Here is a 19,961-nt window from a genome sequence, read left to right as displayed (position 1 = left end):
TAAATTTTATCCACCTAAAGGAGAATTCTTATGCAAATGCCAACGCAAGCTGTGATCCGGTCTGTTCAGGAGCTGGAAGACCGGCTGGCCCGTCCGTCTGCCGCACTGCTGGAGGAGCTCGCCCGGCTCGACGGGGATATCATGCTGCTCGGAGTAGGCGGCAAAATGGGCCCGAGTCTGGCCAGGCTGGCCGTAAATGCCATCCGGGAGGCAGGGCTGGACAAGAAGGTGATAGGCGTCTCCCGCTTCTCGAATGATGCATTGAAGCAAGAATTAATTGAAGCCGGAGTGGAGGTGATCGCGGCGGATTTGTCTGACGACAGCGCGCTGCGGGCACTGCCTGACACGAAGAATATCCTGTACATGGCCGGCAATAAATTCGGCACAACAGGCAATGAGCATTTCACCTGGATGATGAACGCCTATCTGCCGGGGCGTGTGGCGGAGCGCTTCCGCGATTCGCGGATTGTCGTCTTCTCGACAGGCAATGTCTACCCGTTCACGCCGGTGGGCCAAGGCGGAGCAACAGAACGCACCTCACCGAATGCGAACGGCGAGTATGGACAGTCCTGTCTGGGGCGTGAGCGGATCTTCGAGCATTTCTCGCATAAGAACAATACGCCGATGTTCATCTACCGGCTCAATTATGCCATAGACCTGCGCTATGGCGTTCTGCTGGAGCTTGCCCGATCCGTTAAGGAGCAGCGGCCCATCGATCTGACGATGGGACACGCCAATGTCATCTGGCAGGGGGATGCCAATGAGCTTGCCCTGCGCGCCTTGCTCCGCTGCAGCTCGCCGCCGAATGTCATGAACATCACCGGACCGGAGACGGTGTCGCTGCGCTGGGCGGCCGCGGAAATCGGCCGCAGGCTGGGAACTGAGCCTGTCTTCACGGGTGCTGAAGCCCCGGAAGCCCTGCTGAGCAATGCTGCGAAGGCCGCGGCTTCCTTCGGATATCCCCGGGTATCGCTGGCACAGATGATCGATTGGGTGGCGGACTGGGTGGCTGCGGGCAGTGAGACCTGGAACAAGCCGACACATTTTCAGGAACGGGAGGGCAACTATTAATGGGAGCGAGCAGACAACCGTTAACTCCGGAGCTCTATGAAGCGCTGCATGAAGGTCTGGCGATTCCGGCGCATCCTCTGGCCCTTACGGCAGAACGCAAGCTGGATGAGCGCCGCCAGCGGGCATTGACCCGTTATTATATCGCCTCCGGGGCAGGCGGAGTTGCTGTAGCCGTGCATTCCACGCAGTTCGAAATCAGGGACCCCGGGATCGGGCTGCTGGAGCCGGTGCTCAGGCTGGCTGCGGAAGAAGTGGAGCGTGCCGGCCTTACCCGTCCTTTCCTGAAGGTGGCAGGCATATGCGGAGACACGGAGCAGGCTGTCCGGGAAGCGCAGCTCGCCGCAGGTCTGGGCTATGAGGCGGGACTTCTCAGCATGGGCGGACTGCAGGACTGGAGCGAGGAGCAGCTGCTGGAACGCACAAGGAGAGTGGCGGATGTGATTCCCGTCTTCGGCTTCTATCTGCAGCCTTCCGTGGGCGGCCGGATATTAAGCGTTGACTTTTGGCGGAGCTTTGCAGAGATTGAAGGCGTTATCGCGATCAAAATGGCACCGTTCAACCGTTATCAGAGCCTCGATGTGGTCCGGGCGGTGATGGAGTCCAGCCGCAGCAGCGAAATCGCTCTCTATACCGGCAATGACGATAATATTGTTACGGATCTGCTCACCACCTACCGCTTCAAGGTTAACGGGGAACCCATGGAGAAGAAAATTGTCGGCGGGCTTCTCGGTCACTGGGCGGTCTGGACAAGCAAAGCGGTTCAGCTTCTGGATACGATCCGGAAAATGCGCAATGAGGCTACCCTGTCATCCAGCTGGCTGACCCTTGGCATTGAGGTGACCGACAGCAACGCGGCCTTGTTTGATCCGGCCCATCAATTTCACGGTTGTATTCCGGGCATTCATGAGGCGCTGCGCCGCCAGGGACTGCTTGAAGGCTTATGGTGCCTGAATCCGGAGGAGCAGCTCTCACCCGGGCAGCTGGAGGAGATCAGCAGAGTCACCAGGGATTACCCCCATCTCACGGATGATGAATTCGTGGCAGCGCATTTGGAGGAATGGCTCCGTTAAAAGAGGCGTCTGCACATTCCCCAGTGGAACCCGAAAGCCCGGATATGATAAGCTCATGGCATCAGGCCAGCCCTGAACCAAGGAGGGAAATCTATGAGCAGCTTAATCACAGGCCAAGTCTATTCCGGGTTTCAAGTCATGCATCAGGAGTATATCCGGGAAATCGAATCCTCGGTATATACGCTGGAGCATCAGCAGAGCGGCGCAAGGCTGCTATACGTACAGAATCAGGATGATAACAAGGTGTTCAGTGTCAGCTTTCGGACTCCGCCTGCAGACAGCACGGGAGTGTTCCATATTCTGGAGCATTCGGTCCTGTGCGGCTCGGATAAATATCCGGTAAAGGAACCATTTGTAGAGCTGCTGAAAGGCTCAATGAAAACATTTCTGAACGCCTTTACCTTTGGCGACAAGACGATGTATCCGGTGGCCAGCCGGAATGAACAGGATTTTGCCAACTTGATGGAGGTTTATCTGGACAGCGTGTTCCAGCCGAACATTTACAGCCAGCGGGAGATTTTTGAGCAGGAGGGCTGGCATTACGAGCTGCCGCGCTCCGGGGATGAGCTGATCTATAAGGGTGTCGTCTACAACGAGATGAAGGGCTCTTATTCCTCACCCGTCACGGTATTAATCGACCGGATCAAAAAGTCGCTCTACCCGGATACGGTATACCGGCATTCCTCCGGCGGAGACCCGGAACATATCCCTGCGCTGACCTATGAGCAGTTCCTGGAGGCGCACAGCCGTTATTACCACCCGTCCAACAGTTATTTCTATCTCTATGGAGACTTGAATATCGAAGCGAGGCTGCAATTAATCCACGAGGAATATCTCAGCCGGTATAACCGCAAGGATATCGATACGGGGATTGCCCTGCAGCAGCCGACAGGAATAACCGGGCTTACGGCGGAGTATCCCATTCTGGAGACCGAAACCGCCGCTGATAAGACTTACGTGAGCCTGAACTATGTAATCGGAACCTCCCTGGACCGGGAGCTGAATCTGGCCTTTGCCATTCTGAAAAGCATGCTGATGGACAGCAACGCCGCTCCGCTGAAACAGGCTTTGCTGGAGAGCGGACTCGGCAAGGATGTCGTCTCTTTCTATTCCGACAGTATGGTCCAGCCTATGCTTGGCATTGCCTTGACCCATTCTAATCCCTCCGCCAAGGAGGCCTTCGTGAATCTGGTCAGAACGACGTTAAGCCGCCTTGCCGCGGACGGCCTGGATGAGAAGCTGGTGCTGGCTGCGGTGAACAGCAAGGAATTTGAACTGCGCGAAGCAGACTTCAACCAGTACCCGAAGGGCCTGACCTATAATATGGAAGTGATGAAGGCCTGGCTGTATGACGGCTTGCCGTCCACGTATCTGGAGTATGAAGCTGCAATTGCGTCTATCCGCGAACAAAGTGCTAACCGGTATTTCGAGCGGCTGATCGAGACCTACCTGCTGAATAGCGACCACTGCAGCGTCGTTGTCCTGAAGCCTTCCCAGACCCTTGCGGCAGACAAGGAAGCGGCGGCCCGAAGCCGTTTGACTGAATATAAAGCCTCGTTGACGCCGGTACAGCGCGAAGAGCTGGTGCTGAATACGGAGAAGCTGCTGGCCCGGCAGAACCGTCCGGATGCCGCGGAGGATCTGCAGAAGCTTCCGAAGCTGTCCCTTCAGGACATTGACCGCAGCGCTCCGCCCGGGGTGCCCACTAAGGAGCATAGACTGGATGGAATCAAAGTGCTGCATCATGAAGCGGCTGCGGGAACCATCGCCTATATTAAGCTGTATTGGGACACCCGGGTTCTGACGGCAGAACAGATTCCTTATCTGGAACTGCTGGCGAGGGTACTGGGGCAACTGGAGACTGCGGCTTACAGCATTGAAGAGCTGACCAGTGAAATCGGGATCACAACCGGCGGCATCCGCTTTCAGAATGAGATATTTAGGGCCGGCACAGCTGGCGAAGGAAGCTACCAGCCCAAATTCAGCGCCCGCATCAAGGTCATGCAAGGCAACATCGGCGGTTCCCTGAAGCTGCTGCACGAGCTGCTCTACAATAGCAACTTGAATAATTTATCCAAGCTGCAGGAGATTGTCCGCCGGGAAGCCTCCGGCATGGAAGCAATGCTGAACCAGAAAGGCAATGAAATCGCAGCCGGCCGGGTGCTCTCTTATTTCACGGATAGAGGGATGCATGAGGAGCAGCTCGGCGGTATCGCCTATTACCGCTTCATCAAAGAGCTGGCCAGCCGGATTGACCAGCAGGCTGAACTGCTTGCTGACACTCTGAAGGAAATCTGCGGGCTTCTGTTCAATACGCAGAATGTAACACTGTCCGTAACCGGAACGCTGGATACGTATGCGGAATTCACTGCACACCTGGCGCAGCTGGATCTGCGGGACCAGCAGGTTCAGTTCTTGCCGCTGCTGTCTGCGCTGGACCAGGCGGGCAACGAAGGGTTCATGTCTGCCAGCCAGGTGCAGTATGTGGTCAAAGGGTATGACTTCACGAAGCTGGGGTTTGCTTATTCCGGCAAGCTGCAGGTGCTCAAAAGAATCCTCAGCCTGACCTACCTGTGGAATGCTGTCCGGGTCAAGGGCGGAGCTTATGGCGGCAATCTCGTTCTGCGCAGAGACGGTGTGCTCCTGTTTACTTCTTACCGTGATCCGAATTTGCAGGAGACGCTGGAGATTTATGACCGGGCATATCTGTTTGCCGGGGAATTTGCAGCAGATGAAGAGGAGATGACGAAGGCGATCATCGGTACGCTGGCGATGGTGGACCAGCCGCTGAGTCCCGGTGCACAAGGACGGCAGGCGGACCGGCATTATTTCGAGCAGATTACCGCTGCAGACCTGCAGCAGGAACGGAATGAAATTCTGTCAACAACCTCAGGGGATATCAGGCAATATGCCGGCCTGCTTCAGGCAGTGACGCAGCAGAATTACTTCTGTGTGGTCGGCAATGAGTCGAAGCTGAAATCGGTCCGCGATCTATTCGGCAGCCTGGAGGAACTGGTGAAGTAATTGGCGTATTCTTCTGCAGTCCCGGTTAACATAACCGGGACTGTTTTCAGGTTATAGAGTAGCGGTGATGTATCTCCAGAAGGCTATTACAGACCACCGGTTATGCCGGACTCGCCCTAGGTTAATCAGCAAGACAGCCCAAGGCGGCGGAGGACTCCGGTTTTTTGCCGCGCGGAAATTTAGTTTTTGAATATTTAACTATTTAGATTTAAAATATAAGGATTACTGACTATGCGTATGCTTTCGAAGCAAGTAGCAAGTTTTGCTAAGGGGACTCCCATGGAGCAGATGCTAACATAACTTTTAGGAGGAACAACAAGTGGAACTTGGAATAAGCACCTTTGTCGAGACAACGCCTGATGTGAATACCGGTGAGACCCTGAGCCACGCGCAGCGGCTGCGTGAAGTGGTGGAGGAAATCGTGCTCGCGGATCAGGTGGGACTGGATGTATACGGCGTAGGTGAGCATCACCGGCCTGATTTTGCAGCTTCATCGCCTGCGGTTCTAATGGCTGCTGCTGCACCGCTGACGAACAGAATCCGTCTAACCAGTGCAGTCATGATTCTCTCGTCAGCTGATCCGGTGCGTGTATTTCAGGATTTCGCCACACTGGACGGGATTTCGAACGGCCGTGCCGAGATTATGGTAGGCCGTGGCTCATTTGTGGAGTCATTCCCGTTATTCGGCTATGATCTGAAGGATTATGAAGCACTGTTTGACGAGAAGCTCGATTTATTGCTGAAGCTCCGCGAGTCGGAGAAGGTGACCTGGAGCGGGAAGCACCGCCCAGCAATACATAATCTGGGGATTTACCCGCGTCCGGAGCAGAATCTCCTGCCTGTATGGATTGCGAGTGCCGGAAGTCCGGAGTCTGCGGTCCGTGCCGGCACACTGGGCTTGCCGTTTGCCCTGGCGATTATCGGCAATGTGAATCCTTCGGATTATGCCACGCATGTACGGCTGTACAAGGAAGCAGCGGCCAAGGCCGGTCATGATGTGTCACAGCTGCCGATTGCCTCGCACTCCCATGGCTTCATTGCGAAGAGCAATGAGCTGGCGCTAGAGAAGTTCTTCCCGTCCACTCACGCGAGGACGAATGTCCGGGCGGTGGAGAAGGGGCTGCCGCCTTATCACCGTGCGGATTATGAAGCGGCGAGCAGCTTTGACGGAGCGTTATATGTTGGCGATCCGGTGACGGTTGCCCGCAAAATCATCCACCTGTACCAGCACGTGGGGATCACGCGGTTCCTGCTGCATGTGCCGCATGGCTCCATGCCGCATACGGAGGTCATGGAGGCGATCCGCCTCTTCGGAACTGAAGTAGCGCCACTTGTGCGGGCGGAAGCCGCTCGTTTGAAGAACGTATAGCTGCTGTTTCCGCGAGAAACTTCTCATTGATCGCAAAATCCTGCACAAAGTACAACATTTTCTTCACTAACCCGGCCATAATCGGAATATGTTGTATGAAATACAGCATTACTCCTCCATCAAGCGGTTTAGCGGGAGAATTCCTGTATTTCATACAACAATTCACCCGTAGCCCCAGGCATCGCAGGCTCAAAGTTGCAATCCTTACAACATTTTAGATTTATTCCGTTCCGATGGACCTTTAGCGATGGGGCGGTTACTGCTTTGGGATTAGTCTAGTCGTATGTTTGGCTTATTTAACAAAGAGACCCCGGGACATTAGTCCTGGGGTCTTCGTCTGCTAATCAAGCAACTCTATAGATTGGGTGGGAAACTTAAGAGAAAAGGCGGAGCAGCGGAGGCTTCAAGTTATGGAAGCCTCGTAGATCGCAAGGGTGGACGCAGCAAGTATGCTATTAAATTCATCGTCACTCTGCTGATCGCTGAGGCCCTGGGACAAGGCGCGCGAGAAGCTGGCGATGAGTCCATGCTGGCGGGCCAGCTTCTCATTCGCTTCTGCCTGGGTATAGCCACCGGATAATGCCACGATGCGGACTACATGCGGATCTGCGGCGAGTTCGCTGTACAGATTATCTTCAGTTGGAAGAGACAGCTTCAGCATGACCTTGACGCCCTCTTCCAGAGCGGATAATTGGGCGGCCAGTTCGCGCTTCAGCAGCTGCTCGGACTCTGCTTTGTCCGGGCTGAGAATGTCTACTTCCGGTTCGATAATCGGAACCAGCCCGTAACCGGCGATTTGCCCCGCGACAGCAAACTGCTGTTCTACGACTTGCCGGATACCCTCCGCGTTAGCTTCATGGATTACTGAGCGCATCTTGGTGCCGAAGATATTCCTCTTGACTGCCCGTTCCAGCAGGTCATCAAGACCGGGAATGGGCTTCATGAGCTGAACCCCATTTTCCTGCGCGGCCAGTCCCTGATCGATTTTCAAAAAAGGCACGATGCCTTTCTGTTCCCATAAATAATCGGCGGTTAATTGTCCGTCTATGAAACGGTCCATCGTGTTCTCAAAAAGAATAGCGCCGAGGATATGCTCCGAATTAAATGCGGGACTCTGAATAATGCGTGTTCTCATCCCGTGGACCATCGCGTACATCTCTTCGTCACCGGAGTAGCGGTCTTCCTTAATGCCGTATTGCAGCAGCGCTTTGGGTGTGCTTCCCCCGCTCTGATCCAGAGCAGCTATAAAGCCCTTGCCTGTGTGAATTCTGTCCAATTGTTTCGTATTCATGGATATTTGTCCTTCCCTTCTACGAAATGAAATGGTGACTCCATCTGTTTAGTATAGCACTTTTGGTTGGGGACATACATTTGAGCCGGCAGAGCTTTCCATTTGAGTTGAGAGATATGGTATGTTACCTTGTTCAATAGGATGGTATGATAGGAAGCGGGGTGAAAATAATTATGACAAATGAAACAACCAATGAGACAGCCAGTGAGACAACCAATGAGGCAACAAACGGTGAAGCAGAAGCTGCCGAGAAGGTCATGACCGAAGAGAAATGGAACGAGCTGCTGAAGGCTGTTTTTCATAACGGCATTGTAGCTCTAAAAATGAGTTTCAGTGAAGTGGAAGGCCAGGTTCTGAATTTGGATACTTACGGCCCGGTGTTTGTGTATCGTGTCAAGGACAGTGCCAATGATGATTATTACTGCGGGTTCTTCCTTCGTGAGTTGGCCGGCAGATTCCAGTCCGGAAGCAGTCCGGAGATCTGGATGGCCTCCTTCTTCCACGAATTGATGAAGACCAAGGGAGGCAACTCCTTGCCTAAACCTCTTCCGAATGAAGAGGAAGCCAAGGCCGTTGTTGATAATGTGCTGGTTCCCATGTGCATCGCCGCTGTCCGTGAAGAGTTCGCACCGGAGCAGGTCCATGCAGGCCTGGCCTTTAACCCGGAGCACGGCCCGGTCTTTGAAGCAGGATTCCCTGCAATCACTGACGGGAACAACGTATGCGCGATCCCGCTTCATCTGTTGCTGACGCATTTGCAGCTGAACCGCGATCCTTCGGAGCTGCTGCTGCAGGGCTTGTACAAAATCCGTGAAGAGCACGGAATGGAGTAAAATGCAGGTAAAAGCATAAGATAAGCACAGGCCGCTCCTCTATGGAAGCGGTCTTTTGCTGCGAAATTAAGAGTGTATAGGTTACACACAGTCACTTCTCCTTCTGTTTCTGCCGGGTTCGCTGAATTGTCAAAATTACAGTTCTTACCGGGAGTAAAAACGATATATATGGGGTGTAGCGGATGAAGACGCTCTCAAATGCCATTATCGAAACCGGTTGGGTTAGGTTTCAACTGCACGAACGTACGCGTGCATTGAAATAGGATGGGCAACCTTGAATAGCAAAGAGGAGGACAACGATGTTGAGAAGAGGAAAAGTCTTAAGTTTGTTTCTGCTGTTCACGCTTTTGATCGCACTGGTGCCTACGGGGAATTCCAGCGCAGCTTCAACCTGGAATCTGGCCTGGAGCGATGAGTTCGACGGCTCTTCCCTGAACACCGCCAACTGGACTGCCGAGACCGGCACCGGCAGCGGCGGCTGGGGAAACAATGAATTGCAATATTATACGAACCGGGCACAGAATCTGCAGGTTACCGGCGGCAACCTTGTAATTACAGCGCAGAAGGAATCCTATGGCGGCATGAATTATACCTCAGCACGGATCAAGACTCAGGGCCTCAAGAATTTCACCTACGGCAAAATAGAAGCCAGAATCAAGCTGCCTTCAGGCCAGGGGTTATGGCCTGCATTCTGGATGCTGGGCTCCAATATCACCACGGCCGGCTGGCCGGCCTCCGGGGAAACGGATATTATGGAACGGGTGAATAATAACGCCTTCGTCAACGGTACAGTGCATTGGGATGCAGGCGGGCATGCCGAATATGGGCAGGTGTCCGGAAGTCTGGATTTCTCCCAGTATCATGTGTACAGCGTGGAGTGGGATTCGAAATATATCAAGTGGTTCGTGGACGGCAACCAGTTCAATCAATTCTATATTGAGAACGGAACAGGCAATACAGAGGAATTCCAGAAACCGTTCTTCCTGCTGCTGAACCTTGCGGTAGGCGGCAATTGGCCGGGCGCACCGAACAGTGCTACCAGCTTCCCGGCACAAATGCTGGTTGACTATGTGCGTGTGTATCAGGAAGGCGCTCCATCGAGCGGCATTGTCAGCGGCGGAGTATACACATTAATGTCCAAAGTAAGCGGCAAAGTGCTGGATGTGAAGGATGTCTCCACGGCAGACGGGGCCAAAGTGCACCAGTGGACTAATTATACTGCCAGCAACCAGCAGTTCAGAGTGGAGAGCACAGGGGATGGCTTCTACAAGCTTACTGCGATGCATAGCGGCAAGGTGCTGGATGTTCCGAATGCCTCTACTTCGAGCGGAGTCCAGCTGCAGCAGGCCAATGACAATGGCAGCAATGCCCAGCGCTGGAGCATCATCGATGTAGGCGGCGGCTACTACAAGCTTATATCCAAAGCGAGCGGGCTGGCTATGGATGTCTCCTCGTCCTCTACAGCGGATGGTGCGGCAGTGCAGCAATGGACCGACAACGGAACAGATGCCCAGAAGTGGCTGCTCACCAAGATTAACTAGGGTAGCCTGGCTATAACTCTAAGGCTTATACCATCTTCCCGCTCATCAGACCGGGATGCGAATGGAGATTATTGACAGGGGTACGAAAGACCGCGGAAGCTGCGGTCTTTCGTGCTTGTATATGCTTGTACGTGCTTGTACTAGAATAATATTATTCAAAGCGGATATTCTTGCTGAAGCGGACTAAGTTCCAGCTTGATCCAGCTCCAGCCGGCAGAATAGTCATACCACAAACATTCATTGATATGATAATGTTTATTGTAAACGTTATTATTCGGTGGGATAAATGGAATATTGGAGGCGATTTATGCAAAGCCGCGGAAATGCCAGGTCTAAACTAAAGGTGCTAACGATGCTAATCATGCTAATATGCTGCATGTCGCTTGTGAGTTGTTCTTCCGGTACAGATTCAGCGGCCGTCCAGACAGCTTCCCCGGAAGCGTCCGCAGCCGCAGCCGAAGGGACTGCGTCAGCAGCACCGCTGCAGACCCCCGGAATTCAAAATTTAACATTCCACAGTGAGGCGCTGGATCAGAAGATGCGGCTCAGTATTTACCTGCCCGTAGGGTACAGCACGGAGCAGCATTACCCGGTCCTCTATCTCATCCACGGCTATGGCGGCAAAGAAACGGATATGATCGCTGGCCTCGGGCTGCATCTGAATGCAGAAAGGCTGGCCCAAGCCGGTCAGATCCATCCGCTCATTATCGTCTCCCCGCAGATGGATAACAGCTATGGGCTGAATTCTTCTCCTACCTATGCAGTGAACGATCCGGGTGATCCCCTGACGACCTATAACGGGATGTATGAAGATTATCTGGTGAAGGATGTTGTGAATTATGTGGATTCGCATTTCAGCACGATAGCTGAGCGGGATTCGCGCTATATTGGCGGTATTTCAATGGGCGGTTTTGTCAGCCTGCATGCCGCGCTGCTGCACAGCGATGTCTACAGCAGGGCAGGCGGGCATAGTCCGGCGCTGTTTCTGGATGACTGGTCTTCGGTGGGCGGTGAATACGGCCTGATCCGATTCCTGTATCCGACAGAAGCGGAGCGGCAGGAGCGTGATCCGCTTATTTTGGCGAAGGATAGGGATTTAAGGGGTCTGGCAGTATACCTGGATTGCGGGGAAGAGGACAGCTACCGGTTCTATGAAGGTGCAGAGCAATTATATACACTGCTTAAGGATAAGGGCGTGCCGGTTGAATATCACTTAAGAGCAGGGAAACATGACGGGGAGTATTGGAGAGCCCACTTGGATGAGTATTTGATTTTTTATGCCGGAAGGACTAACTGACGATGATGCTTACGAATTATAAATTGAATTTTGAAAAGCTATGTGCTACATATAACTTGGGGTCACTGCGCACTGAGCCGGAGCAAATCTTCGGCGGGTTCCTGCACCGGATGTACCGGATGACCACGGATCAGGCAGAGTACGCAGTGAAAGCGCTGAATCCGCAGATTATGCTGCGGGAATCGGTGATGAATAACCTGACAGCCGCCGAGAAGGCCGCGGAGCTCGCAAGCAGACATGGAATCAATGCTCTCCCGGCTCTGCTGCATGAGGGGAGCTGTATGCATGAAGTGGACGGGCAGTATTATCTGCTGTTTCCATGGATTCAAGGCCGCTCTATATCTGCAGGCAACGCGGGGCTGGAGCACTGCAGCACTATGGGGGAAGCTCTCGCGGCTATACATGCCACAGACTTCTCTCCGCTCCATAATGAGCTCCATAGGGATAGCACAGCGGAACAATTGCAGACCGATTGGAAAGGGTATGCCGTACAAGGTCAAGTGATGGATCTTCCATGGTCCGCTTCCCTTATGGATGCTCTGGACAAGCTCTACCGCTATGAGGAATTGGTGAATGCTGCTATGCCGATCCTTAATGGCAACAGGATTATCAGCCACCGGGATCTGGACCCGAAGAATGTGCTATGGGATCATGACGGCCGGCCCGTTATTATTGACTGGGAGGCTGCGGGCTGGATCAACCCGGCGCAGGAGCTGGTTGAAGTGGCACTCTATTGGTCAGACTTTGAGAGTGGTCACATCCGCAAGGAGGCCTTCTGTACGCTGATTCAGGCTTACCGTAATCATGGGGGAGAGACGCGTGACCCCTGGCCGGAGGTGCTAAGCAGCGGTTACCACGGGAAGCTGGGCTGGCTGGATTACAGCATCCGGCGGTCGCTGGGGCTGGAAGGCCCGGATGAAGCGGAGCGGGAGCTTGGGACAAGCCAGGTGCTGCCTACGCTGCAGGCGCTGAAGGATTATGAAGCGTTCATTCCGCTTTGCCTGCAATGGCTTACGAACTTAAGTATGAACTAGAAGGAGTTGGGCCCCGATGGAAAAGAATAAAGTCACCTATGAATCTGTCGATCAATATATTTCCGCCTATGCACCAGAGGTCCAGGAGATTCTCCAGACCTTGCGCAAGGTCATCCGGGAGGCAGCGCCTGAGGCAGAAGAGAAGATCAGCTATCAGATGCCGACCTTCTTCCTGCATAAGAATCTGGTGCATTTCGCCGCATTCAAGAATCACATTGGATTCTATCCGGCACCGCAGGGAATTGAAGCGTTCAAAGAGGAACTTGCGAAATATAAAGGGGCCAAAGGCTCTGTGCAATTTCCGATTCATGAGCCGCTTCCGTATGAACTCATTACGAGGATCGTTAAATTCAGAGTGGAAGAAAATCAGCAGCAGGCAGCGGGTAAGGCACAGAAGAAGAAATAAGTAGTTTCAGGCAGAACGGGAGGCTGAACAAAACATATGATCAGGGTAATGGCAAGAGCATGCCTGAAGGATTCAGGCGAAGCGGGCAAGGATTATTTGCGGTCCGGCGGCGAAGCGGCAAGGCTGATCCGGGAGGGCCGCCTGATGACGGCTGCGGGATTCTGCTGGAATCACAATGTGTTCCTCTACTATGAATGTATGGAGGAAGCGATCCTGCCGGAAGAACTGCTGCCGCAGGCGGCGCAGTATCTGGCCGACTGGCCGGGAGAAGCTCAGCCCCGCCAATGGATTCCCCTGATCGATGTGTTTCACTTCAATGCGCCAGCGGATGCTGCGCACTGGCGGCGCAAGACCAAGCCTGAGCAGATGGTCGGAAGAGTGGCGCATCTGAAGCCGGAGAGGGTAGCGAGCTATGTCTATTACCACTATCAGCTGCAGGAGGAACAGGCTTTCCATGGACCGAAATACGAGGTGATCGGAATACATGAGAACCTCCTGTTCGGCTATCAGGAGTTCCCGGCAGTGGTGGAGGTACCCGTACTGCTTGGGAAGCTGGCTACATCCGGAACTCCGGAAGTGTGGGCGGACTCGCGGATGGATCTGCATTTCCAGCCATGGCCGGACGGCCATCTCTACTTCAAGCCGGTGGAGACTCTGTTTGCCCTGCAGGAGCCGCCGCTGGAATAGAGCTGTTATACATAGATTACATCCAAAAAGCACTCCGACGCTGGTACTGGCCGGGAGTGCTTTTTGGGGTTTGGGGTATAGCTTGGCTACCTGTTTCCCGAATAAATTATAAGCCTGCAAGCCATGCGGCCAATTCTTCGGTCTGGCTAAGAATAGCTATCGGGTCCCAGTAACCGGAACGGTCGCTTGTCCATAAGAACACATGATTATTCTTGACTGCGGGAAGTGCTCCCCAGATCGGGTCCGCCTGAAGTTCATCCAGCGTTTCCGAATCGGAGGTCAGAATAATATAATCTCCCGCATACTTGGGCAGGACCTCCGCAGAGAATGAAGCCCAGCCGGGATCGGCCATTTCCGCTGCAATCTCCGCAGGCGGCTTGAACCCGAATCCGTTGTATATCGGGTGGCCGCCTTTGCCGAAAGAGGTTCCGACGGCCATCAGGCTATTGTCGCCCGATTCAATAACGGAGAAGGTGCTGTCGGCAGGTATGACTTGGAGCACCTTTTCTTTGGCTCTGGCGGTACAGGGTGGAAGGCACTTTATAGGAGAGCGGGGATTCACCAGCCCTGATTGTGACCCGGCGGATATCTATGACCTTGCAATTCGCCTGATTCCATAGAGTGATTAGATCGTTGATGTCCAAACGCAGCCTCGCCTTCCCCCTGTCCTTAAGGACTTTTGAGAGTAAGCATAACATCTTCAGTGAAGTAAGCAAACCACTCAAGACAACGGAGCCACTGATAAACAATCCTATTCTAAAAAATTGAAAAATGGGGGAGCACATTTTCCCGGAATGCAAAACGAGCCTTGGAAGTGATTCCAGAGGCTCGTTATTAGAATCTTTTATTTAAGTTAATTGTTCAGTGGCTTTGTTGCCATAGGAGATTCCCTGCTTACAGCGCCTTATCATCAATGCTGTTCAGCCAGCTCTCAATATCCCCGATGACGGAGCTGACGCAGCCGTCCTCGAACGGTGAGATCAGTCCGGCGAGCTCTACCAGCTTCGTGAAGGACTGGCTTCCTCCAGCCTTGCAGAGGCGCAGATAATCCGACCATGCGGATTTGAAATCCTCATTCGAGCGTTTCCAGAACTGGAAGGCGCAGAGCTGGGCCAGCGTATAGTCAATATAGTAGAACGGGGAACGGTAGATATGCGCCTGCTTTTGCCAGAAGCCGCCCTGCTCCAGATAGACGTTGCCGTCATAATCACGGTGGGGCAGATATTTCTGCTCGATTTCCCGCCAGGCCTGCTTACGTTCAGCCGGAGTCGCCTCCGGGTGCTCATAGACAAAATGCTGGAACTCATCGACAGAGACACCATAAGGAATAAACAACAGACTCTCTGCCAGGTGGTTGAAGCGGTATTTGTCCGCATCCTGTTCGAAGAACTGGTCCATCCACGGCCAAGCGAAGAATTCCATACTCATCGAGTGGATTTCTGCGGCTTCAAAGGTTGGGAAAGCATACTCCGGAACACCGGAGTTGCGGCTGGAATACACCTGGAAGGCGTGCCCCACTTCATGGGTCAGCACATCAATATCCGCTGAGGTTCCGTTGAAGTTGGAGAAAATAAACGGTGCCTGATAGTCGCTGAAGTAGGTACAGTAACCGCCGAATTGCTTGCCCTTCTTGCTAACCAGATCCATCAGCCCGTTGTCCAGCATGAAGGTGAAGAACTCATCGGTTTCCGGTGACAGCTCCTTGTACATCTTCGCTCCGTTTGCCACAATCCAGTCAGCATCGCCCTTGGGTGTAGCATTCCCGGAATTGAAGCTAATGCCCTCATCGTAAAATTTCAATTCATCCAGACCCAGACGCTCCTTCTGGCGCTGCTTCAGCTTCGTTGCAAGAGGAACGATATTCTCAAGCACCTGCTTGCGGAAATTAGCAACCATCCCGGCATTGTAATCCGTACGCATCATCCGTTCATACCCCAGCTCCACAAAGCTGCTGTATCCAAGCTTGGCAGCTATGCTGGCCCGTACCTTGACGAGCTCATCATAAATCCGGTCGAGTTCCGGTTCATGCTCTGACATGAAGGCATATCTGGCTTCAAAAGCTCCCTGGCGCACAGAACGGTCAGTCGATGAATCATAAGGGATCAGCTGGGCCAGGGTACGCTCTTCACCGTCAAATCTAATTTTGGCTGAGGCGATCAATTGGGCGTATTCGGAGGACAGCTTGTTCTCAAGCTGTAAGTCTCCGATAACTTCAGGGCTGAAGGTACGCAAGGAAATTTCGGCCAAGCTTAGCAGCTGCGTTCCCCATTCCTGTTCAAATTCGGCTCTGTACCTGGAATTTACAAGTGCTCTGTAATAATCCGTTATGTACTCCTGGACCACCGGACCGATCTCGTCCATGTAATCCTGTTCAGCCTTGTAGAACTCATCCTCGGTATTAATCGAGTGGCGGACGCTGACCAGTGTCTCCATCGTACCAAATTTGCTGCGGAGCTCATTCATGGCGGCAACCGCAGCCTTCTGCTCCTCCAGACTGCCATTCTCCAGGCCTTTCAGCAAGGTTGTGAAATCGGTCTTAAATTGCTCCACATCCGGACGTTCATAACGGTATTCTGAGAATTTCATTGGATTATCAGCACCCTTTCTTTACCATATAAACCCCATTATATAATCGACTCCCGCAAAAAACCAACTTTTAGACAGTAAAGTTTAATTATATTTAATTTCTCAAGGCGAAAGGACAGTGAAACTTCCACGTTGTGTTACGGATAGTATTATTTTAGAATAGTAATGATCTGCATCCATAAAATGTAACTGTTACGGCGGCGCTCAGCGCTGCCCTGGGAGGTGAAGGACCATGTTTAGAATGAACCACTATGTGAACGGCACGCTCCATGCAAAGCCTGTGGAATAACTAAGGCGAAAGCTTGGCATGGAGCGGATAGTATTCGCCTGAAGTAACAGATAGGTACAGTTATTCATACAGGCTTTGCCCTTAAAAGATCAATTTTATTTTAAGGAGCGGGCCAAAGATGAAATGTGTAAATGCAGCAACGTTATTGCCAGATCACCTGCTGAAGGAAATTCAGCAATATATTCATGGGGAAGCCTTGTATATCCCCACCCGTCCGAGCAGCCGCAGAAAATGGGGCGAAAGCTCCGGTGCAGCCGGTTACTATAAGATCCGGAACGGGGAGATACGCAAATGCTTCCGTGAAGGCGCGGACATGAGCCAGTTGTGTGAGCAATATGGATTATCCATAGACAGCATCCGAAAAATCGTATATTCCAAGAACCCGCAGAGCTGATCTGCGGGTTCTTGCTGTGAGATAAAACAATTCTAGAAGAGCTTGGTATATAATGTTCTCTGCCTGTTCCGTAGAATGAAGGCATGACAGAGCCTCTGGAGGACGAAATGACTAAGAGAACAGGGAGAGCAGAATATAGAGCCTATACTCCGCAAGATATGATGAAGGTGCGGGAGTATATTTCGCGGGTCTACTCCAGGCTGAAACGGCCGAACAGCTGGTCCATTGCCCGCTGGGAATTTGAAGTATTCTTTATTCAGAAGAGAGCGGGCATGTTGCCCGGCTGGGAGCAGCATATAGGACTGTGGGAAGATGAGGCGGGTGAGCTGGCCGCCGTTGTCTGCCGTGACGGGGACTACTATTTTCAGCTGGATACGCTGGAGCCGCAGGAGGAGTTACTGAGCGAAATGTTCGGATTCATAGAAAAGAGTTCCAGTCCGGACAGCCCTAAGCTGGCCATTCCGAAATTCATGCCCGCGCTGGAAGCGATGGCGCGCAGCCGGGGATATAAGCTGCTGCGCAATGAAAGTGATAATATCATTTCGGTCGCGCTGGATCAGGAATTCCGGGCAGACCTTCCCCATGGCTTCACCCTTTGCTGCGGGGATGAAGTCAGTGACCATGCGAAGGCGCAGGGGCATATTATGGCTTTTGACTATGCAGGCACGAAGAAAGCGGAGCAGACGCTGCAGCATTATGGCGGACTTCGGGAAGCACCGGGATACCGCCCCGGGCTGGATCTGTCGCTGGTGAACGCTGCGGGAGAGGTCGTGGCCTTCTGCAATATTTTTGTGGATGAAGCGAATAGGATCGGCATGCTCGAACCGGTTGGAACACATGTGAATTACAGAAGACAGGGGCTGGGCAGAGCCGTGATATATGAAGGCCTGAACCGTCTGCGGACGCTGGGCATGGTCAAAGCGTATACGGGGCCTATGCAGCCCTTTTACCGGAGGATTGGCTTTGCGCTGGAGGAAGAGATGACCATCTGGGAGAAACAACGCGGGTGAAAATGCGGGAATGAAATTGCAGGAATGAAATTAGGGAGAATAGTGTGGACTCTCTCCTGGGGAGACTATTGCAGCCCAGGCTCAATTGTAGGATAACCTTTGATAAGACGGGATTTGAAACAGTCAAGATGTTCAGCGGGGCAGGGACGGGTATCTGGCGCCACTTAGCGGTTGTAGCCGAGCTGAAAATCATATATAGAGAGTACAGTAGTTGAATTTGTACAGTGGCCGAAAGCCGCCGAAAGCCGCCGAAAGCCGCCGAAAGCCGCGGAGAGTCGCGGACTGAGATTCCGTTATTTTGGATTTATGGACGGTTTTGGGTTGTTCGCGGACTGAATGCCATCCAGTGCGAGTAGACAATGCCGTCTGCACAGGTCTTTGAATCTTCTGACATCCAGATCTCTGGCATGAGGGCCAAAGCCCTGGATCTCGATTCCGCCTTTTGCTCCACCGGGCATATACGCCAGATCCAAATAGCGGTAGCCGTTATTGAAATCCCGGACCTCCCATTCCGGAAAGAGATGATTGAAATATCCGATAGCGGGAAACCAGACAGTGCGCAGAAATTCTCTGGTTCCGTGCCCTAGGCCTTTTTGGAGCAGCTCCAAGCGTATTGCACCTGTCTCCTCATGAATCTGTTCCTGCAGCCATTCTTCATAAAATCTCGACATTGCCGTATCTCCCCTTGCGAATAGTTTGTCCCCTGAGTTTGAGCTGAGCTGATCCGATCCGAAAAACAAGAAAAGCCGCCGCAATACAACGTATCCGGTAGGCTAGCTCCAGACAAACGTTCTATTGCGGCGGCGTGTGCTTCACGACCTATAATGGTTATTATACCGTATTACCGCACAGCTTTGGCATCTTATTTCACAACGCCCGGAAAGCGACTTGGATCATACTCGATCTGCCAATGTTGTGATAAGGTGGGAAATCAGGACTTGGTAAAATACTAAGGAGGATTCAAGGTTGAAGAAACACAGAAGCAAGCGGAGAACCGCTTTGCGGATATTGATGATTGGCCTGCTGCTAATCGTCCTGCTAATTGGAGTAGGATTCGTCTTTCCGACATGGACTCCAGGTATTAAAGGAAGCAACAGTATAAGTACTCTGCAGCAGATTAAGATTAACGGCGCCAGGCAGGAAGTGATGATACGGGGGAAGGACCGGAGCAATCCGCTGGTGATTTTTGTACATGGCGGGCCAGGGGTCCCGGAGACTCCGTATGTAAGGAAATATCAGAATCTGCTGGAGCAGAATTTCACGGTTGTCCAGTATGATCAGAGGGGCAGCGGGAAGTCCTATCATTTCTCCGAGGATTATTCGAATTTGACTTCAGAGTTATTGGTGGAGGACTTATTGGCCCTCACTGAATATCTTGAGCGGGAGTTTGACCAGAAGAAAGTGCTGCTGATCGGCCACTCCTACGGTACATACATAGCAACACAGGCGGTAAGCAAGGCGCCGGACAAGTTCAGTGCCTATATCGGGATTGGCCAGACGGCCAATTGGGTTAACAGCGAGCTGGAAAGTCTGCAATTCATGATCGATCAGGCGAGGCTTGCCGGCAATAACGCAGAGGCGGAGGAATTGGAGCACTTGAGGGAACCGGTTAGAACAGGAGACGCGATCAGTCCCCGTGACAAAATCAGCAAATACGGCGGTTCAGTAAGACAGATTGACGACATCACCGATCTTTTCAAAGGTTTACTGTTCGGAACGGAGTATAATTTGCTGGACGCCGTCCGCTTTTTCAAGGGGAATTCGATCTCGGAGCTTAAACTGCAGCCAGAATTGTCAGAGCATGATATGACGGAGCTGGTGGATCACATGGATATACCCGTTTATTTTGTCATGGGGAAATATGATCTGATGACCTCGGTGAGCGAGGCGCGCAAATATCTGAATGAGCTGGAGGCGCCGTATAAGGAGTTCGTGGTGTTCGACGAGTCGGCACATTATCCGCAGTTTGAAGAGAAAGAGAAGTTTGCACAGTGGCTGAACGAGACATGGGCTAAATTACCGCAATAGCGTACGTTCTCTGGGCGGTACATTAGCAATT

Annotated in this window: 16 protein-coding genes and 1 pseudogene; 13 read left to right on the top strand and 4 right to left on the bottom strand. The window is 52.6% G+C overall.

Going from position 1 to position 19,961, the window contains the following annotated elements; genetic code table 11:
• Positions 1-54 precede the first annotated feature (54 nt).
• The 4 genes from NSU14_RS20325 (at position 55) to NSU14_RS20310 (ending at position 6,534) form a co-directional block, all read left to right on the top strand.
• The gene (locus NSU14_RS20325) at positions 55-1,071 is read left to right on the top strand and encodes an NAD-dependent epimerase/dehydratase family protein (RefSeq protein WP_042140966.1); all 1,017 of its coding nucleotides are present in this window, start codon (positions 55-57) and stop codon (positions 1,069-1,071) included.
• Positions 1,071-2,141: a dihydrodipicolinate synthase family protein gene (locus NSU14_RS20320; RefSeq protein ID WP_076242774.1), complete on the top strand. Its 1,071-nt coding sequence runs from the start codon at positions 1,071-1,073 to the stop codon at positions 2,139-2,141. The genes NSU14_RS20325 and NSU14_RS20320 overlap by 1 nt, the downstream gene beginning before the upstream one ends.
• Before the next feature lie 93 nt (positions 2,142-2,234).
• Positions 2,235-5,165, top strand: a complete 2,931-nt coding sequence (locus NSU14_RS20315) for an insulinase family protein (protein WP_340947075.1) — start codon at positions 2,235-2,237, stop codon at positions 5,163-5,165.
• Positions 5,166-5,484: 319 nt separating this feature from the next.
• On the top strand, positions 5,485-6,534 hold the full coding sequence (locus tag NSU14_RS20310) for an Atu2307/SP_0267 family LLM class monooxygenase (protein WP_340947071.1): 1,050 nt from the start codon (positions 5,485-5,487) through the stop codon (positions 6,532-6,534).
• Between the two features lie 403 nt (positions 6,535-6,937).
• Here the strand turns inward: NSU14_RS20310 and NSU14_RS20305 are convergent, their stop codons facing one another.
• Positions 6,938-7,825, bottom strand: coding sequence for a fructose bisphosphate aldolase (locus tag NSU14_RS20305; RefSeq protein ID WP_171718593.1), 888 nt, complete (start codon positions 7,823-7,825; stop codon positions 6,938-6,940).
• A gap of 173 nt (positions 7,826-7,998) precedes the next feature.
• Here NSU14_RS20305 and NSU14_RS20300 point away from each other — a divergent pair, with 173 nt between their 5' ends.
• The 6 genes from NSU14_RS20300 (at position 7,999) to NSU14_RS20275 (ending at position 13,623) form a co-directional block, all read left to right on the top strand.
• Positions 7,999-8,658: a hypothetical protein gene (locus NSU14_RS20300; RefSeq protein WP_042140967.1), complete on the top strand. Its 660-nt coding sequence runs from the start codon at positions 7,999-8,001 to the stop codon at positions 8,656-8,658.
• Positions 8,659-8,957: 299 nt separating this feature from the next.
• Positions 8,958-10,199: an RICIN domain-containing protein gene (locus NSU14_RS20295; RefSeq protein WP_340947066.1), complete on the top strand. Its 1,242-nt coding sequence runs from the start codon at positions 8,958-8,960 to the stop codon at positions 10,197-10,199.
• Between the two features lie 376 nt (positions 10,200-10,575).
• Positions 10,576-11,496, top strand: a complete 921-nt coding sequence (locus tag NSU14_RS20290; protein ID WP_340947064.1) for an alpha/beta hydrolase — start codon at positions 10,576-10,578, stop codon at positions 11,494-11,496.
• Positions 11,497-11,552: 56 nt separating this feature from the next.
• A complete protein-coding gene (locus tag NSU14_RS20285) occupies positions 11,553-12,530 on the top strand; it encodes a phosphotransferase enzyme family protein (protein WP_179093429.1) in 978 nt (325 codons plus the stop codon).
• A 16-nt stretch (positions 12,531-12,546) separates the two neighbouring features.
• Complete coding sequence (locus NSU14_RS20280; RefSeq protein ID WP_042135495.1) at positions 12,547-12,936, top strand: iron chaperone; 390 nt, start codon at positions 12,547-12,549, stop codon at positions 12,934-12,936.
• A 48-nt stretch (positions 12,937-12,984) separates the two neighbouring features.
• The gene (locus NSU14_RS20275) at positions 12,985-13,623 is read left to right on the top strand and encodes a hypothetical protein (protein WP_340947061.1); all 639 of its coding nucleotides are present in this window, start codon (positions 12,985-12,987) and stop codon (positions 13,621-13,623) included.
• Positions 13,624-13,729: 106 nt separating this feature from the next.
• Here the strand turns inward: NSU14_RS20275 and NSU14_RS20270 are convergent, their stop codons facing one another.
• Complete coding sequence (locus tag NSU14_RS20270; protein ID WP_445669824.1) at positions 13,730-14,185, bottom strand: ABC transporter substrate-binding protein; 456 nt, start codon at positions 14,183-14,185, stop codon at positions 13,730-13,732.
• Positions 14,186-14,517: 332 nt separating this feature from the next.
• On the bottom strand, positions 14,518-16,209 hold the full coding sequence (locus NSU14_RS20265; RefSeq protein ID WP_076242781.1) for a M3 family oligoendopeptidase: 1,692 nt from the start codon (positions 16,207-16,209) through the stop codon (positions 14,518-14,520).
• A gap of 407 nt (positions 16,210-16,616) precedes the next feature.
• On the opposite strand from NSU14_RS20265, the gene NSU14_RS20260 reads away from it, so the two are divergent.
• Both NSU14_RS20260 and NSU14_RS20255 read left to right on the top strand, forming a co-directional pair.
• Positions 16,617-16,892, top strand: a complete 276-nt coding sequence (locus tag NSU14_RS20260; RefSeq protein ID WP_039305165.1) for a CD3324 family protein — start codon at positions 16,617-16,619, stop codon at positions 16,890-16,892.
• Positions 16,893-16,999: 107 nt separating this feature from the next.
• A complete protein-coding gene (locus NSU14_RS20255; RefSeq protein WP_336102425.1) occupies positions 17,000-17,902 on the top strand; it encodes a GNAT family N-acetyltransferase in 903 nt (300 codons plus the stop codon).
• Between the two features lie 338 nt (positions 17,903-18,240).
• On the opposite strand, the pseudogene NSU14_RS20250 reads toward NSU14_RS20255, so the two are convergent.
• A pseudogene (locus NSU14_RS20250) lies at positions 18,241-18,573 on the bottom strand (transcriptional regulator); the annotation flags it as partial.
• Positions 18,574-18,913: 340 nt separating this feature from the next.
• On the opposite strand from NSU14_RS20250, the gene NSU14_RS20245 reads away from it, so the two are divergent.
• Positions 18,914-19,930 carry an alpha/beta fold hydrolase gene (locus NSU14_RS20245; protein ID WP_340948971.1) on the top strand — a complete coding sequence of 339 codons (1,017 nt, stop codon included), beginning with the start codon at positions 18,914-18,916 and terminating at the stop codon, positions 19,928-19,930.
• Positions 19,931-19,961: the final 31 nt, after the last annotated feature.

Source organism: Paenibacillus sp. FSL R10-2771, assembly GCF_038000205.1.
Taxonomy (GTDB): domain Bacteria; phylum Bacillota; class Bacilli; order Paenibacillales; family Paenibacillaceae; genus Paenibacillus_AQ; species Paenibacillus_AQ phytohabitans.
Note: the sequence above shows the minus strand (reverse complement) of the source record. Positions and strands in the feature narration are given on the sequence as shown.